The organism is Anaerostipes caccae L1-92 (genome assembly GCF_014467075.1).
Lineage (GTDB): Bacteria > Bacillota > Clostridia > Lachnospirales > Lachnospiraceae > Anaerostipes > Anaerostipes caccae.
Genome location: NZ_AP023027.1, coordinates 3,533,000 through 3,548,699, shown reverse-complemented (window position 1 = coordinate 3,548,699; position 15,700 = coordinate 3,533,000). Strand labels below are relative to the sequence as shown.

The following is a 15,700-nucleotide window of genomic DNA, read 5'->3' as shown; positions in this document are numbered from 1 at the left end:
CGGAGCAGGAATCCTCCTGATCCGTCTTTTCTGTCATAGATTCATGATTATGAAAACTGTCCTACCCAGGTCTCGATCTTGGCACCGATAGCTTCTGCATCCTCCATGGAGGAACCTTTCACCCCATAGTAGAACTTGATCTTAGGCTCGGTTCCGGAAGGGCGCACGCAAAGCCATGCGTTGTTTTCTAATTCGTAGTAGAGTACATTAGAAGCTGGAAGTCCGGTTGGCACTGTCTCACCGGTGGTAAGATCCGTGATCGTGTCGTTCTGGTAATCGCGGGATTTTAATACCTTGAGCCCTCCGATTTCTTTCGGCGGGTTCTCTCTCAGAGACTTGAGCATGTTCTGGATCTTTTCAGCTCCGTCCAGTCCTGCGAATTCAAGGGCTTTCACTTTATCCAGATAATAGCCGTACTTCTCATACATGTCGGTCATTGCATCCCACAAGGTCTTGCCCTGAGTCATATAATATGCAGCAGCTTCACAGAGTGCCACAGTTGCGGATACCGCATCTTTATCCCTTGCATAAGTTCCGATCAGGCAGCCGTAGCTTTCTTCCAGACCGAACAGGTAAGTTCCTTTGCCTGTATTTTCAAAGTTCAGCATCTGCTGTCCGATGAATTTGAATCCTGTGAGCACTTCGATCAGGTTTACGCCGTAGCCGTCAGCCACTGCGTCTACCAGATTGGTTGTGACAATCGATTTTACAACGGCTCCGTCATCCGGAAGTGATCCGTTCATGGCTTTCTTCTGGCTTAGGACATATTCACACAGAAGAGAACCGGACATGTTGCCGGTCAGAGCGATATAGTCTCCGGTCTTTGAATCTTTCACATAGACTCCGAGACGGTCGGCATCAGGATCTGTTGCCAATACAAGGTCGGCATCCTTTTCTCTGGCAAGCTTCAGGCCAAGTTCAAATGCCTCTTTGGATTCCGGATTTGGATAGCTTACGGTTGGAAAAGCCCCGTCGGGAAGTTCCTGCTCCGGCACTACATAGACATTCTGGAATCCTAAATCTTTTAATACGCGGCGGACAGGGAGATTTCCTGTTCCGTGCAGAGGAGTATAAACAATTTTTAATTTGGATGCCATCTGGTCAATCGCATCCTGATTATGTACTTGCTTTTCTACTTCGGCGATGTATGCATCGTCGACTTCTGAGCCGATTACCTCATATAATCCGGCACTGACTGCATCTTCCCTGGACATGGTCTTAACCTTGGAAATATCTGTGACGGCGTTGACCTTGGCGGTTACCCCTTTGTCGTGAGGCGGCGTAAACTGCGCACCGTCCTCCCAGTATACTTTATAGCCGTTATATTCCGGAGGATTGTGGCTGGCAGTAATGTTAATTCCAGCAATGCAGTTATAGTAGCGGACTGCAAAGGACAATTCCGGGGTCGGACGGAGTGATTCAAAAATATATGCTTTGATGCCGTTTGCTGCCAGGCACAGCGCTGCTTCGTCAGCAAATTCCGGAGACATATGCCGGGAATCAAAAGCAATGGCAACGCGCTTTTTGTCCGTGCCCTGTTCCAGAATGTAGTCTGCGAGTCCCTGAGTCGCCTTGCGGACTACATAGATATTCATACGGTTGATGCCGGCACCGATGATCCCGCGAAGGCCTGCTGTTCCAAAAGCCAGGTCAGAGTAAAACCGCTCTTTGATCTCGTTGTCATCATCCTGAATGTTCTTAAGTTCCTCTTTTGTAGCTTCATCAAAATATGGATTGTTAAGCCATTCCTGATATGTTTCCTGATAGTTCATAGTAGTGCTCCTCCTTTACGTTTTTCCTTATGTTTTATTATAACTTATCTGGGCCTAAAAAACATTATAAAAGTTGTGATATTGTAAAAGAAATTTCTCTCTTTTTTCTTTTAAATCAACAATATCCTGAAGCTTATTGAGATATCTTGGAGATACCCAGTGTTTTTTATGATTCATGTACTGATTTGAGATTTTCCAAAGCTTTTCCGGGTATAAAAAAAGCACATACAAAAAAGAATAATCATTCATTGTGAGGCGCTGAACCTTACTGTAGCCTTTCAGCATAGTCTCACAGATACTGAACTGATACTCATTTTTTTCCAGAGCCTTTCGGATAAAATAATACAGATCGGTCAGAGGATAGCCATAATAAAAATGTTCAAAGTGAAGTGTAGCAGTCCCATGGGGTCCCATCAATACATTGTGATGGTTGTAGGAACCGTGGCACCATCCTTCCCTTAACCCTGTAAGTTCTTCCATTTTTGCGCTGGAATCCTCAAGCTGTTTCCAAAATGGCTGAATTTCCTGCAAAAAAAGATACTCGAAGTCTCCTTTGTTCTTTCTGCTCCCGATATATTTCCAAATACTTTTGAGCTCCCGTCTCCGCTGATGATAGCTTTTTGTCAGGGAGAAATGAGGCGTTCCGTAGTCCGCACGGTAGGGAATTCTGCCTGACGCGCGGTGGAAAGAGGCAAGATTCCTGCAGGCGGAAGACAGATCGGAAGGAGAGTGGATATTGCATTCTGTACCATTGAAAGTCCTTCTCATAACAAAAGGCTCATAGTATTTATCATAAGAAATAAATTCATGTTCTTTGTTTTCGATATATTGGTCAATTTTTGTAAATCCCTGGTCAATCAATTCTTCTTTCCACTGATGCTCGACAGCCAGACGTTCTTCGGACAGTTTCGTAGCAGACAGGGCAAATAACCCCTGATCAGTGCCGCAGATGATCTCGCCGCGGCCTCTTTTTAAATAATCAACATGCAGATCATATTGATCTAAAAGTATTTTGTATTTGTCGTTCACAATATGCCCTCCTCAAAGTTCTACCTCTAATTGTATGTGCCCGGGGTGCCGGATATGATATCGTCTTGTAATTCGGAAAAAAATGAAGTATACTGGTACTAATCTAAATGTTACAAATGTTACAGAAGTACAATTGGAGGAACGAAATCATGAGAAAGAAATATTTACTTATAACATGTATGCTGATGATCGGGGCTGTCGGCCTGATGGCATGCGGAAAGAAGAGTCCGAGTTCTGAGGTTTCCACAGAAGCCACAACGGCTGAATCAGAGGAGACGACGGCCAGCGAGGAAGTTTCTACGGTGGCTACCGAGGAGACGGAAGCGACAACGGAAGCGGGCAAAACTACCACAGAAGCGACGATCGCAGACAAAAAGGATGAGAAGAAGAAACCGGTAAGTGCAACTGGAGTGTACAATGGTTTCGGCGACAGTAATTCAGTGGAAGTAAAGATGTCCAACGGGGAATACAAGACGTTCATCATTGAGGATGAAAAGGTTATGGATGCCTTAAATGACATGGAACCGGGCACAAAGATCTCCTTTACTTACGGAGCATTGGAAGGCCAGGCAAACATGCAGATTTTATCCGTGAAGAAAAAATAAGCGTAAAAAGCACATAGGAATTTATGGTTCCTGTGTGCTTTTTCTTACAATGAGGGGAAGGGCATAGGTATGAAAAAATCAGGAAAAATATTTCGGAGACTGACCGTTCTTTTATTTACAGGATTGCTCAGTATTACATTTTCAGCTCCGAGGGAGGCTTCGGCAGCATCTGCAAAGTATGCAGCTTATTCAGAAAACAATATTTATAAAGTGGGAAAACACCGCTATAAGGCATCAGTCAAAAATCAGGGAAGCCGTCCGAAAGCCATGCTGTATCGGAAGAAAAAAGGAAAATGGAAGAAACTGCTGACGCATCAGAATACTTATGGCATAACGGTAAAGGCCGAATATGGAAAATGGCTGTATTATTCTGTTTACCCCTATGATTCCGATCAGCATCTGTATCGTTTCAATCTGAAGACGAAGAAAAAGTATCTTGTGCGACGGAACGTGCGTCACATGCTGATTTCAGGAAACAGGCTTTATACAAATGGATTTGCCACCGATGCGAGAAGTGTTCCGATCTATGTGAGCAGGACAAACGGCAAAAAGGCAAAGTGTATCACGAAAAAAGCCAACCAGGCGAGGATGAAAATCTATGGAAAACGGCTTTATTATCTGGAATGCACTTACAACCGGCAGCACACAAAGAGTACGGACCGCCTTGTGAGCAGGAAGCTTAACGGAAAAGGCAGAAAGGTTCATTCAAAAAAGATCAAAAGCCCGTCTTCGGTGCTGTCTTTCAGCAGCCGGTCACTGGTCTATGCAAAACCGGTCTCCGGGACAATGAGATATTACAGAATCAATCTTAAAACAAAGAAGCAAAAAAGAATCTATCCCTCAGCACGCAGGGTAGATCAGTGGATACGGAACTTTTATTAAAAAACCGCGGCAGGACTTTAAAGTCTGCCGCGGCTTTTTGCTGCCGTCTCTGTTTTCTTAATAGTCTTCTGAATGAATCTGGAAGAATTTTTTCGGATGTGCACAGACCGGACATACTTCAGGCGCCTCGGTTCCGTAATGTACATGTCCGCAGTTTGTACAGATCCATGCCTGTTCAGTATCTCTCTTGTAAACAATCCCTTTGTCGATATTTTCTGTCAGCTGCTGATAGCGTTCGTCATGGCGTTTTTCGATGTCTGCAACCATCTCAAACAGTGCTGCGATTTCATCGAAACCTTCCTCTTTTGCTTCTTTGGCAAACGTTGGATACATATCTGTCCATTCAAAATTTTCTCCCGCAGCAGCATCTTTTAAGTTCACTTCTGTTGAAGGCATTCCGTCATGTAATAGTTTAAACCAGATTTTTGCATGTTCTTTTTCATTTAATGCGGTTTCAGCAAAGATGTTGCCGAACTGCACATAGCCGTCTTTTTTTGCCTGGCTTGCATAAAAATCGTATTTTGTACGTGCCTGTGACTCCCCTGCATATGCAGCCATCAAGTTCTGTTCTGTCTTCGTTCCTTTTAAATTTGGCATTCCACATAACCTCCTGATTCTATAATAGTAATTATTACTGTTTTATTATCTCAGATATAAGTACATAAGTCAATACATACTCTGTTATTATTATGGTACAATAAGGATAAAATATTCAATTAATGGACGCATTGTATGCTTAAAGGAGGCGGCCCTATGAGAATGTATGATCTGATCTTGAAGAAGAGAGATGGGTATTCCCTTTCAAAAGAAGAAATCAGGTGGATGATAGACCACTATTTACATGGAAATATTCCGGATTATCAGATGTCGGCAATGATGATGGCAGTGTATTTCAGGGGAATGGACACACAGGAAACCTTTGAACTCACGATGGCCATGGCAGAGAGCGGCGACCGGCTGGATCTGTCCGGAATTCCGGGTATAAAAGCAGATAAGCACAGCACCGGAGGAGTGGGGGATAAGACCTCTCTTGCGCTGGGACCGCTGGCGGCATCCTGTGGTGTTCCTGTGACAAAAATGTCGGGAAGAGGACTGGGGCATACAGGAGGCACCATTGATAAACTGGAAAGCATTCCGGGATTTCAGACTGCGCTTACAGAAGAGAGGTTTATGGAACAGGTAGCATCCGTGGGCATAGCGATCATGGGACAGACAAAAGACCTGGCACCGGCGGATAAGCTTTTATATGCACTTCGTGACGTGACGGCTACCGTAGATCAGATCTCGCTGATCGCCAGCAGCATTATGAGCAAAAAGCTTGCAGCCGGAGCAGATGCTATACTTCTGGATGTGAAGTGCGGCAGCGGTGCTTTTATGAAAAACTTTGAGGATGCAAGGAAGCTTTCGGAGGCTATGATCCGGATCGGGAAAACTGCCGGAAAAAATATGGCAGCGGTCATATCAGATATGGATCAGCCTCTGGGGAGAGCAGTCGGCAACGCGCTGGAAGTAAAAGAGGCCATTGATACACTCAAGGGAGAAGGCCCCGAAGATTTTACGGAGCTTGTGCTGACACTTGGCTCCCGGATGCTCTGTATGGCAGAGAGAGCAGAAACGCCGCAGGAGGCACAAAAAATATTAAAACAGAAGATCACGGACGGGAGCGCGCTGCATAAATTCACAGAATTTGTCATGGCACAGGGTGGAGATCCGTCCTGGATCGAACATCCGGAAAATTTCTGCAGGGCAGATTATATAGAAGAAATCCCTTCTGTAAAAACCGGATTTGTCACTGCCTTTAATACCCAGGAGATCGGGGTCTGTTCTCTCCTGCTGGGCGGAGGAAGAGAGACGAAAGAAAGCGCGGTCGACCCGTTTGTGGGACTGGTACTCCGGAAGAAAAAAGGAGAGTCAGTAAGAAAAGGAGAAGGGCTGGCAGTCATATACGCCAATGATAAAGAAAAGCTGGCAAAAGCAAAAGAGCATTTTTTGAAAAACGTAACGATTGAGTCTGAGAGGAAGATGCCGGAGCCGCTGATCAAAGAGATACTTTCTTAAAAGAATTCATGAGAAGCTTTCTTTTTTCATATGTTAATAAAAAAACGGAGCGCTCTATGAAAAGATATATCTATATCATGTTATTCATGATGACTTTAGGCTGCTTTTGTGCCGGATGTTTAAGACAGGAGAAGCATGGCGCAAAAGAGAATGTAGACTATGCAGTCTGCAAAAAAGAAAATCTGCCGAAAGAATTAACGGCAAGAATTAATGAACAGAAGGATAAAGTTTTTCATTTTACGTATTCTATGAAAGAGACAATGTACTATGTGATCGGATATGGGAAACAGACCGGAAGCGGATATAAGATCCGGGTGAAAAAAATGACTATGGATGAAGGCCATGTCTATATTGACACGAATCTGATCGGAGTTCCGAAGCGGCAGCAGGAAAAAGGATATTCGTATCCATATATCGTGATCAAGAGCCAGAATTATGAAAAAGACGTAGTATTTTTGTGATATGTCACAAAAACTTTAGAATTGTTTTATTGATTTTCAAGCAGTGAAACCATATAATGGAGTCTATAAATGCTTGAGAAGATCGAAGGAGGAAAAGCGTTCGTGGATAATAGACAGAAGAAACCGGATAAAAATAACAAGAATTCGATTCAGATGATTATATCGATTTTGATTACATCCATTTTAGTGGCTGTCTTGTTTAACTTTGTAGTAGGCAAATGGAAAAACGGTACAGAGACCGAGATTTCCTACGGCAAGTTTGTCAAGATGATCGAGAAAAAAGAAATTAAAAAGGTTGTGTTTGAAAGTGATGTGATCACGGTCATCCCGAAAGAATCAGAGAACCCGCTGTATAAGACTACATACAAAGTAGTCCAGCTTCCCGTACCTGATTATCAGCTGGTCAACCGGCTGGAGAAGGCAGGGATCGAAAATTACCAGGCAAAGGCAAAGGACGGATCTGAGGTCCTGATGAGTGTTCTTGTGAGCATTCTGCCTGCCATCATTATCTTTGGACTGCTGATGTTTATGATGCGCGGAAAGAGCGGCATGATGGGCGTAGGAAAATCTAACGCCAAGGTCTATGTGGAGAAAAAGACAGGTGTCACTTTTGCCGACGTTGCGGGACAGCAGGAGGCCAAGGAGTCCCTGACCGAGATGGTGGATTTCCTGCATCACCCTGACAAGTATTTAAAAATCGGTGCGAAACTGCCCAAGGGAGCACTGCTTGTGGGGCCTCCGGGTACCGGTAAAACCCTGCTTGCCAAAGCAGTGGCGGGAGAAGCAAATGTTCCGTTTTTCTCCCTGTCCGGTTCTGATTTCGTAGAGATGTTCGTCGGTGTCGGTGCGTCCAGAGTCCGTGACCTGTTCAAGCAGGCACAGTCTATGGCTCCGTGTATTATATTTATAGACGAGATCGATGCCATCGGAAAAAGCCGTGACACCGGCATCCAGGGCGGAGGAAACGATGAGCGGGAACAGACATTAAACCAGCTTTTATCAGAGATGGACGGATTTGATACTTCAAAAGGACTTGTCATTCTGGCTGCTACCAACCGTCCGGAAGTGCTGGATAAAGCGCTTCTGCGCCCGGGACGCTTTGACCGGCGCGTCATCGTAGAGCGTCCGGATCTGAAAGGAAGAATCGAGACATTAAAAGTCCATTCCAAAGATGTCAAGATGGATGAGAGCGTAGACTTTGAAGAGATCGCCCTGGCTACATCAGGGGCAGTGGGGTCGGATCTGGCCAATATGATCAACGAAGCGGCGCTGGCCGCCGTCAAGGCAGGAAGGGAGTATGTGTCTCAGTCAGACCTCTTTGAGGCTGTAGAAGTAGTCATCGCCGGAAAGGAAAAGAAAGACCGTATCCTCGGCAAAGAAGAAAAACAGATTGTTGCATACCACGAGGTGGGACATGCGCTTGTCATGGCGCTTCAGAAGGAGTCTGAGCCGGTGCAGAAGATTACCATCGTTCCAAGGACCATGGGAGCGCTCGGATATACGATGCAGAGACCGGAGGAAGAGAAGTACCTGAATAAAAAAGACGAGATGCTGGCAGACCTGGTATCTTTCTTTGGAGGCCGTGCGGCCGAAGAGATCAAGTTCCATACGGTGACAACCGGCGCGTCCAACGATATTGAACGGGCCACGGCCATCGCAAGAGCCATGGTGACACAGTACGGTATGTCAGAAGAGTTCGGCCTGATCGGTCTGGAATCCATTACCAACCGTTACCTGGACGGACGTCCTGTTATGAACTGTGCGGAATCCACCGCCGCAAAGGTAGACCAGGTGGTTATGGGAATCTTAAAAGATGCATATAAAAAGGCACTTGACCTGATCAGGGCCAATATGGACATCCTGGATGAGGCGGCACAGTTCCTGATCGAGAAAGAGACGATCACGGGAAAAGAGTTTATGGAAATTTTTAATGCCAAGAAAGAATCTTCTGAACAGGAAGAGGAAGATTTCAGCGAAGATGCTAAAAGCTCAGCGGCAGATGATGAGACGGTACAGGAACAGCCGTCAGAAGATATGGAAAATAATCCACAGGATATGTAACATTCTGGTTATCCCATGTATAGATTTGACAGGATTCGGTTATAATGATACAATAAAGTTTACAGTATACAGAAGGTGTCACGAGTTCTGTATAGATAGAATGGGGTGAAAGAATGACACAGATGGATATTCAATGCATTCGTAAGTCAATTCAGGAGCGCATTGGCAGCAAAATCAAGATCAGCTCAAATAAAGGTAGACACAAGTTTGTAACTTCACAGGGAGTCATTACGGAGACATATCCGAACATTTTTCTGGTAGAGATTGAAGACGACAGCAGTACCAAAAGTAAAACGGTCAGTTTCAGTTATCAGGATGTGATCACGAAAGATGTCAGGATGATGCTGCTGGAAGGCTGACACTGTACCGGATACAATTTTAATCTTGAAGGAATAGATTCCTTCCTGTCTGAATATATTTGTATATACAAGACAGGGAGGAATTTTTTATGGATTTTAACAAAAAGGATTTTTATGGAATCGTCGCAAAAGAACGAAAGCAGGTACAAATAACAATCGACCAGGACTGTAATGTGCCTGATACGAAGCCGGATGTGGAGAAGATGATTCAGACTAAAGGGCTGGTGATCATGCAGGAGACAGAGATGATGGTGGACCGTATCCGGATCAAAGGAGAATTCCATTTTTCAGGTCTGTACGGGACAATTGACGCCAGGACCTATTTAGAGTCTCTGGATTTTGTTCTCCCTTTTGAGGAGTATATACATATGGACGGCGCTGTGCCGACAGATTATGTGAAAGTTTCTTATGTCATTGATGACATCAACACAGTGCTGATCAATTCCAGGAAACTGAGTATAAGGATTCTTCTGACTCTGACCCTCCATGTCAACGAGGAGATTAAAGAGGAAGGCATTATCGATGTTCTGGGCGACGGAATATCTTCCCTGAAAAAGGAAGTCCAGGTGACAGACCTGATCGTCAATAAAAAGGATATTGCCAGAATGAAAGAGGAACTGGTGCTGCCGGCCAATAAATCCAACATCTATGAGATACTCTGGAGCCAGGTGGAGCTTGAGAATGTACAGGGAAAATTAAAAGACCACAGCATCGACATACAGGGTGATATGCATGTGTTTATCTTATATCTCGGAGAGGATGAACAGCTTCCGGTCCAGTATGCAAGATGGGAGATCCCGCTGCATACAGAGCTGGAGTGTTATGAATGTGCACCGGGAATGATCGGCAAGATCCACATTTCCCTCGGAAACCATCAGCTGGAGATTCGTCCGGACGTGGACGGAGAAGAGAGAGTGGTATCGGTTGACGCAACTCTTGAGTGTGATATTAAAGTCTACGAAGATCAGGTGCTGTCTTATGTGGGAGACTGCTATACAATGAAGAAAACACTGGTGCCGGAGTACAAAGACTTTGCATTTGAATCTCTGATTGGAAAAAATCAGGCTACGATGAAGATGGCGAAGCGTTTTTCCATCGAGCAGGAGCCGGGAAAACTTTTGCAGGTGCTTTCTGTGAAAGGAAGCTGCAATATAGACGATGTGGAAGTCAAAGAGCAGGGGCTTCAGGTGGAGGGTGTCCTGATGGCAGATGTTCTGTTTTTGTCCAGTGAGGACCAGAACCCGGTGATGAGCAGTTCCTACATGGAACCGTTCTCTTACTTTATTGAGGCTAAGGGTCTGATGAAAGAGGACGATTATCAGCTGGATGTTATGCTGGATCATATCAGTGCCACTCCGACGGAAGGGGATGAGATCGAGATTAAAGCAAATGTGATATTTGACTTCATCTCTTTCCACAAAAAAGCAGAAAAGATCATGACAAATGTAGCTGAGCAGCCTCTGGATTATGAAGAACTGCAGAAGATCCCGGGAATCGTCGGATATATCGTGAAGGACGGAGATACTCTGTGGTCCATAGCAAAACGTTATTTTACTACCGTTGACGATATCCGCGATCAAAATGAGGGTATTGAGGAAGTAAAGCCGGGTGATAAACTGTTAATTGTCAAAGAAATTGGATGGAATTGATAAATAGGATTGCATTTTTATAGGAACAATACTATAATGTTCTGTATACAATACTAAGTTTCAGCGGCAGGAGACAGTGAGGAGTACAGATGAAAAAGGTAGTTCTGAAAGCTTATGGAAAAGTAAATTTAGGGCTGGATGTAGTAAGGCGGAGAGATGACGGGTATCATGAAGTTAGGATGATCATGCAGACGGTGGGTCTTTTTGACAGGCTGGAGCTTAAAAAGACTTCCGGTGATTCCGTTACACTTTCCGCCAATCTTAGATTTCTTCCGGTCAATGAACAGAATCTTGTCTGTCAGGCCATTGCAGCCGTAAAGAAAAAGTATTCAATCAAAAGCGGCGTGGAAGCGTATCTGGAAAAGCGTATCCCTATCGCCGCAGGCATGGCGGGCGGAAGCTCTGACTGTGCCGCAGCACTGAGAGGAATGAACCGGCTGTTTGAACTTGGACTTAAGGAAGAGGAACTGTGTGAGATCGGAGCCGGGCTGGGAGCGGATGTGCCTTATTGTGTCATAGGAGGAACCGCACTGGCAGAAGGGATTGGAGAAAAGCTTACAAAGCTGCCTCCTGTGCCGCACTGCCATATACTGATCGCCAAGCCTGGGGTCAGTGTGTCCACGAAAACTGTGTATGAGAATCTGGACGTGCCGGGCCTTTTATCACACCCGGATATTACAGGAATGATATCTGCCATTGAAAATCAGGATTTGAAGGGGATCACGGGGAGGATGGAAAATGTTCTGGAGACAGTCACCATACCAAGATACCCTGTGATCCATGAGATCAAAGAGTTCCTGCTGAAACAGGGCGCCGAGAGTGCACTCATGAGCGGGAGCGGACCGACGGTATTTGGAATATTTGCTTCAGAGGAAAAGGCGCAGAGAGCCCTTTCCAATCTAAGATCTTTTGAAGATGTGAAGCAGGCCTATGTGGTAGCGCCGGTCAATAGAGAATCATAATTGGAGGGAACGAAAGATGAGCAGTGATAAATTAAAAGTGAACGTCAATGAATATCTGCCGCTGAGGGATGTGGTGTTTAATACACTCAGACAGGCAATCATTACCGGAGAGTTTGTACCCGGAGAGCGTTTGATGGAGATTGCCCTGGCAAACCGTCTCGGAGTCAGCCGTACCCCGGTCAGGGAAGCCATAAGGAAGCTGGAGCTTGAGGGTCTGGTCGTCATGATTCCGAGAAAGGGCGCGGAAGTAGCCCGCATCACGGAAAAAGATTTAAGAGATGTCCTGGAAGTGAGAAGCTCTCTCGAAGAACTGGCGGCAGGACTTGCCACGGAGCGCCTGGATGATGGTTCCAGAGAGAAGATTCAGGAAGCCCTGGACAATTTCCGTGAGGCGATCCAGACGGATGATAATCCTAAGATCGCAGACTGTGATGTGGAATTTCATGATGCCGTCTTTGAGGCGACTCAAAATAAGCGGCTGATCCAGATCATCAATAATCTGAGAGAACAGATTTACCGCTACCGTCTGGAATATGTCAAGGATACGGCATATCATGCGGTTCTTCTCAAAGAACACGAGGAACTGGTGGAAGCCATGTTCGCAGGCAACAAAGAGAGAGCGAAAGAGATCATGAAACGTCATATCGACAATCAGGAAGAGACGGTAATCAAAAAGATTCAGGAAGAAGAAAAATAGGTCCGTGGACTTTCAGACAGAACTCTGTGCGTGCGCATAGAGTTCTTTTTTTTGCTCATACTACTTTAAAAGGTGGTGTGAAAAAATGGATCGATTTCATGATAAAAATCACAAAATGAAAGGTAAAATATCAAAGGATCTGGAGCAGAATATTGCATATCTCGAAGCAGTATTTTCAGACTGCAATGATATTGTAAAAAAGAAGTTTTACGTTGGGAAGAAAAAAAACACAGGAATGTATGTGATCTACACAGACGGTCTTGCCAAAGCTGACATGATCCAGGAAAATGTATTGGAACCTCTCCTCACAGACCCTCTTCACCCTCTGAAAGAGTCTGTGACCTCCTGGGTCATTGAGAGTGCAGACCGGAAGATGGTCACGACCATGGATGAAGTTGTCATGGCCGTTTTATCAGGAGATACGGTACTGTTTTTTGACGGGCTTGATCAGGGAATTTTTATATCCAGCAAGTTTTTCCCTACCAGAGGAGTGCAGGAAGCCGACAGGGAAGTAGCCATGATCGGTCCGAAGGACAGTTTTAATGAAAGCCTCAGGACCAACACGGCTCTGATCCGAAGGCGGGTCAGGGATACGAGAATGAAGGTTGTCCAGCTCAGGATCGGAACAAGGAGCAAAACAGATGTAGCGCTTATGTATATTGAAGATCTGGCCAAAGATGAGGTAGTAAAAGAAATAAAAAAACAGTTGGATGAACTGAATATTGACGGAATTTTTGACAGCGGAATGCTGGAACAGCTCATGGAGCAGGACAGCAAATCTCCGTTTCCCCAGTATCAGCTGACTCAGAGACCGGACAAAGCGGCAAGCGGACTCATGGAGGGAAGAATTGTGCTCGTGGTGGATAATTCTCCGGAGGTCATTGTGCTGCCGGTGACACTGAACATTTTCTTTCAGGCCAGTGATGATTACTATAACCGGTGGGAAGTTGCCACATTTGCCAGAATCCTTCGATACATTTCTTCTTTTATTGCCATTGGGCTGCCGGGATTTTATATTGCCATTGCAAATTATCATCCCGAGATTCTTCCCACACCATTTATGCTGTCCATTGTGTCAGCCAGGGAGGGAGTGCCTTTCCCTGTGGTTGTGGAAGTACTGCTTTTGGAACTTGCGTTTGAACTTTTAAGGGAAGCGGGTATCCGCCTGCCTGGACAGCTGGGCGGCACCATAGGAATTGTAGGAGGTCTGATCGTAGGACAGGCGGCGGTTGACGCTAATATTGTCAGCACAATCGTGGTAATTGTTGTAGCCTTTACAGCCATCGCGTCGTTTTCTATACCAAATGAGAGCTTTTCAGGGGTGTTCCGGCTATTGAGATTTTCTATTATGCTTGTCTGTGCCATATGGGGGCTTTATGGATTCTTTCTCGGATTCCTTGCGATTGCGATCCATTTAATGAAGCTTCAGAGCTATGGGATCCCGTATCTGTTTCCGACCGTATCAGCCACGGTGGAAGAGACGGACCCCTGGGAGGACTATATGGTGCGGCTGCCTATCAGGCGTATGATCTTCAGGCCATGGTTTACGAAGGACGGGGCGAAAAAACGTCAGGGAAGGAGGAAACATCATGTGGACGGCGAATCTTGAAATTTCTAAAAAGCAGGGAAGCAGGATCTTTCTTCTGGAAACCTTCTGCGGAGTGGGCATGTTCCTTCCCCAGGCAGCTGCCCTGAAATCTGGTGAAACAGGGCTTTATACGGTACTCCTTGGAGCCATTGCCGCAGTCTGCTATCCATGGCTTGTACAAAAAGCAGAAGGCAGTCTGACTATGGAAGAAGTATTAAAAAAACACCGGGTGATTTCCTTTCTCTATTATGTGAGATTTTTTATAAACGCTGCATTTTTTTATGCATACATGCTGCTCTTGGCCAGGGTGTTCCTGCTTCCGTATATGAATATTTACTGGATCGGGCTGCCGGTTATTTTTCTGGCTTTCCGGATGAACGGAGAGGGGCTGGACGACAGGGCAAGAGTCATGGAAGGGCTGTTCTGGTTTATTCTGATCCCATTTATTTTTATCCTTCTTCTCAGCATGACGGAGTTTTCTGTGAAACCCTTTCTGATCCGGCAGTTTGAACCGAAGAACCTGGCGGTGGGCGGATTGTATGTGCTCGCACTGTTTCATCCTATGGAACTGGTGTGGTTTTATCAGGGGCATATGAAGGAAAAGGGAATGAATAAAAAGACACTGCTCGGAATCATAATTTTATCGGCGGGAGTGTTTGCCGCCACGGCGGGAAGCCTGGGGCTTCAGATGATCAGGAGGGACCCGTTTCCGGTGATTTCCATGGCACAGAATGTAGCAATGCCAGGGGGGATCATGGCAAGGCTGGACATTTTTCTGATCGCATTCTGGATTGTTGGAGTTTTTTGTGTGCTGAGCGGATACCTGTTCTATGGAAACTGGAGTTTTGAAAACACATTTCCGGGGAAAAAGAAATGGGGCAGATGGATTTCCTACGGCGGACTGTTTTTAATCACCGGATTTCTGATCCCCATGGTCCGTCTTTGGGAAAATTATATTTCTGTGTTCCTTTTTGCTAATCTATTGCTGGGAATTTTAATTCCGGCAGTTTTGTTTTGGCTGGAACGGAGAGGAGGCACTCATGAAAAAGATCATCATTAGCCTTTTGATGGCCGCAGTCACTGCAGCGGCACTTACGGGCTGCAAAGAAGCCGGGGACATCGAGGACAGCAGTTATGTTTTGGCAATGGGCATTGAAAAGACAGAGAACGGGTATCTGATCGATTATTCCTGTGCAGATTTTTCCAAGGCTCAGGACAATCAGGGAACGAAAGTGCCGTCCAAGTCTGTGGTTTACTCAGGCAGGTCTTTTAATGAGACAAATCAAAGTTTTGAGCAAACTCAGCCGAAAAAATTAAACTTCGGGCATTTAAAGGTGATCGTATTTACCAACGGACAGATTGATGATACTATGATAGAGGAGCTTTTAGATCATTCAGAAATCGCAAAATCCGTGCTGATTCTTAAAAGTAAAAAACAGTTAAAAGAGCTTTTTTCGATCGAGAAAGATCTGCCTGTCTCATTTGGTGAATACATGGCCAAAGGCATTGAAAGTTCCCCAAAAGTGAAAAAGCCCAAGGATCTGAGCCTTGGCAGGATTTACGGCAGAAAGTGACAG

The 15,700-nt window shown here is 45.3% G+C and carries 15 protein-coding genes; 12 read left to right on the top strand and 3 right to left on the bottom strand.

Going from position 1 to position 15,700, the window contains the following annotated elements:
- Positions 1–47: 47 nt before the first annotated feature.
- Together ANCC_RS17270 and ANCC_RS17265 are read right to left on the bottom strand one after the other, a co-directional pair.
- Positions 48–1,772, bottom strand: a complete 1,725-nt coding sequence (locus tag ANCC_RS17270) for a phospho-sugar mutase (protein WP_006568163.1) — start codon at positions 1,770–1,772, stop codon at positions 48–50.
- Between the two features lie 54 nt (positions 1,773–1,826).
- Positions 1,827–2,801 carry a phosphotransferase gene (locus ANCC_RS17265; RefSeq protein WP_006568164.1) on the bottom strand — a complete coding sequence of 325 codons (975 nt, stop codon included), beginning with the start codon at positions 2,799–2,801 and terminating at the stop codon, positions 1,827–1,829.
- Positions 2,802–2,950: 149 nt separating this feature from the next.
- Between ANCC_RS17265 and ANCC_RS17260 the strand changes: the two genes are divergently transcribed.
- Entirely contained in the window at positions 2,951–3,406 is a 456-nt protein-coding gene (locus ANCC_RS17260) for a hypothetical protein (RefSeq protein WP_022261120.1), read from the top strand.
- Between the two features lie 69 nt (positions 3,407–3,475).
- Complete coding sequence (locus ANCC_RS17255) at positions 3,476–4,288, top strand: hypothetical protein (protein WP_006568166.1); 813 nt, start codon at positions 3,476–3,478, stop codon at positions 4,286–4,288.
- A 57-nt stretch (positions 4,289–4,345) separates the two neighbouring features.
- Here ANCC_RS17255 and rbr read toward each other — a convergent pair whose 3' ends face one another.
- On the bottom strand, positions 4,346–4,885 hold the full coding sequence (gene rbr, locus ANCC_RS17250; RefSeq protein WP_006568167.1) for a rubrerythrin: 540 nt from the start codon (positions 4,883–4,885) through the stop codon (positions 4,346–4,348).
- 156 nt (positions 4,886–5,041) lie between these two features.
- Here rbr and ANCC_RS17245 point away from each other — a divergent pair, with 156 nt between their 5' ends.
- From ANCC_RS17245 to ANCC_RS17200, 10 genes are all read left to right on the top strand, one after another.
- Positions 5,042–6,346 (top strand): pyrimidine-nucleoside phosphorylase, encoded by a 1,305-nt coding sequence (locus ANCC_RS17245; protein ID WP_156340704.1) that lies wholly within the window; start codon positions 5,042–5,044, stop codon positions 6,344–6,346.
- 56 nt (positions 6,347–6,402) lie between these two features.
- Positions 6,403–6,807 (top strand): protease complex subunit PrcB family protein, encoded by a 405-nt coding sequence (locus ANCC_RS17240; RefSeq protein WP_006568169.1) that lies wholly within the window; start codon positions 6,403–6,405, stop codon positions 6,805–6,807.
- Positions 6,808–6,876: 69 nt separating this feature from the next.
- Complete coding sequence (ftsH, locus tag ANCC_RS17235; RefSeq protein WP_006568170.1) at positions 6,877–8,868, top strand: ATP-dependent zinc metalloprotease FtsH; 1,992 nt, start codon at positions 6,877–6,879, stop codon at positions 8,866–8,868.
- Between the two features lie 113 nt (positions 8,869–8,981).
- Positions 8,982–9,227, top strand: a complete 246-nt coding sequence (locus ANCC_RS17230; protein ID WP_006568171.1) for a Veg family protein — start codon at positions 8,982–8,984, stop codon at positions 9,225–9,227.
- 89 nt (positions 9,228–9,316) lie between these two features.
- Positions 9,317–10,876, top strand: a complete 1,560-nt coding sequence (locus tag ANCC_RS17225) for a DUF3794 and LysM peptidoglycan-binding domain-containing protein (protein ID WP_006568172.1) — start codon at positions 9,317–9,319, stop codon at positions 10,874–10,876.
- Positions 10,877–10,965: 89 nt separating this feature from the next.
- Complete coding sequence (gene ispE / locus ANCC_RS17220) at positions 10,966–11,838, top strand: 4-(cytidine 5'-diphospho)-2-C-methyl-D-erythritol kinase (RefSeq protein ID WP_006568173.1); 873 nt, start codon at positions 10,966–10,968, stop codon at positions 11,836–11,838.
- A 16-nt stretch (positions 11,839–11,854) separates the two neighbouring features.
- Positions 11,855–12,535 carry a GntR family transcriptional regulator gene (locus ANCC_RS17215; protein ID WP_006568174.1) on the top strand — a complete coding sequence of 227 codons (681 nt, stop codon included), beginning with the start codon at positions 11,855–11,857 and terminating at the stop codon, positions 12,533–12,535.
- Between the two features lie 85 nt (positions 12,536–12,620).
- Positions 12,621–14,144, top strand: coding sequence for a spore germination protein (locus ANCC_RS17210; RefSeq protein WP_006568175.1), 1,524 nt, complete (start codon positions 12,621–12,623; stop codon positions 14,142–14,144).
- The gene (locus ANCC_RS17205; RefSeq protein WP_006568176.1) at positions 14,125–15,183 is read left to right on the top strand and encodes a GerAB/ArcD/ProY family transporter; all 1,059 of its coding nucleotides are present in this window, start codon (positions 14,125–14,127) and stop codon (positions 15,181–15,183) included. The genes ANCC_RS17210 and ANCC_RS17205 overlap by 20 nt, the downstream gene beginning before the upstream one ends.
- A complete protein-coding gene (locus tag ANCC_RS17200) occupies positions 15,164–15,697 on the top strand; it encodes a Ger(x)C family spore germination protein (RefSeq protein WP_006568177.1) in 534 nt (177 codons plus the stop codon). The genes ANCC_RS17205 and ANCC_RS17200 overlap by 20 nt, the downstream gene beginning before the upstream one ends.
- Positions 15,698–15,700: the final 3 nt, after the last annotated feature.

Bases quoted from the DNA above. Each gene is read 5' to 3' on its own strand.
- ANCC_RS17205 (WP_006568176.1), top strand. From the start codon at position 14,125: ATGTGGACGGCGAATCTTGAAATTTCTAAAAAGCAGGGAAGCAGGATC.
- ANCC_RS17210 (WP_006568175.1), top strand. From the start codon at position 12,621: ATGGATCGATTTCATGATAAAAATCACAAAATGAAAGGTAAAATATCA.
- ANCC_RS17270 (WP_006568163.1), bottom strand. From the start codon at position 1,772: ATGAACTATCAGGAAACATATCAGGAATGGCTTAACAATCCATATTTT.
- ispE (WP_006568173.1), top strand. From the start codon at position 10,966: ATGAAAAAGGTAGTTCTGAAAGCTTATGGAAAAGTAAATTTAGGGCTG.
- ANCC_RS17245 (WP_156340704.1), top strand. From the start codon at position 5,042: ATGAGAATGTATGATCTGATCTTGAAGAAGAGAGATGGGTATTCCCTT.
- ftsH (WP_006568170.1), top strand. From the start codon at position 6,877: ATGCTTGAGAAGATCGAAGGAGGAAAAGCGTTCGTGGATAATAGACAG.
- rbr (WP_006568167.1), bottom strand. From the start codon at position 4,885: ATGCCAAATTTAAAAGGAACGAAGACAGAACAGAACTTGATGGCTGCA.
- ANCC_RS17200 (WP_006568177.1), top strand. From the start codon at position 15,164: ATGAAAAAGATCATCATTAGCCTTTTGATGGCCGCAGTCACTGCAGCG.
- ANCC_RS17260 (WP_022261120.1), top strand. From the start codon at position 2,951: ATGAGAAAGAAATATTTACTTATAACATGTATGCTGATGATCGGGGCT.
- ANCC_RS17255 (WP_006568166.1), top strand. From the start codon at position 3,476: ATGAAAAAATCAGGAAAAATATTTCGGAGACTGACCGTTCTTTTATTT.
- ANCC_RS17230 (WP_006568171.1), top strand. From the start codon at position 8,982: ATGACACAGATGGATATTCAATGCATTCGTAAGTCAATTCAGGAGCGC.
- ANCC_RS17240 (WP_006568169.1), top strand. From the start codon at position 6,403: ATGAAAAGATATATCTATATCATGTTATTCATGATGACTTTAGGCTGC.
- ANCC_RS17225 (WP_006568172.1), top strand. From the start codon at position 9,317: ATGGATTTTAACAAAAAGGATTTTTATGGAATCGTCGCAAAAGAACGA.
- ANCC_RS17215 (WP_006568174.1), top strand. From the start codon at position 11,855: ATGAGCAGTGATAAATTAAAAGTGAACGTCAATGAATATCTGCCGCTG.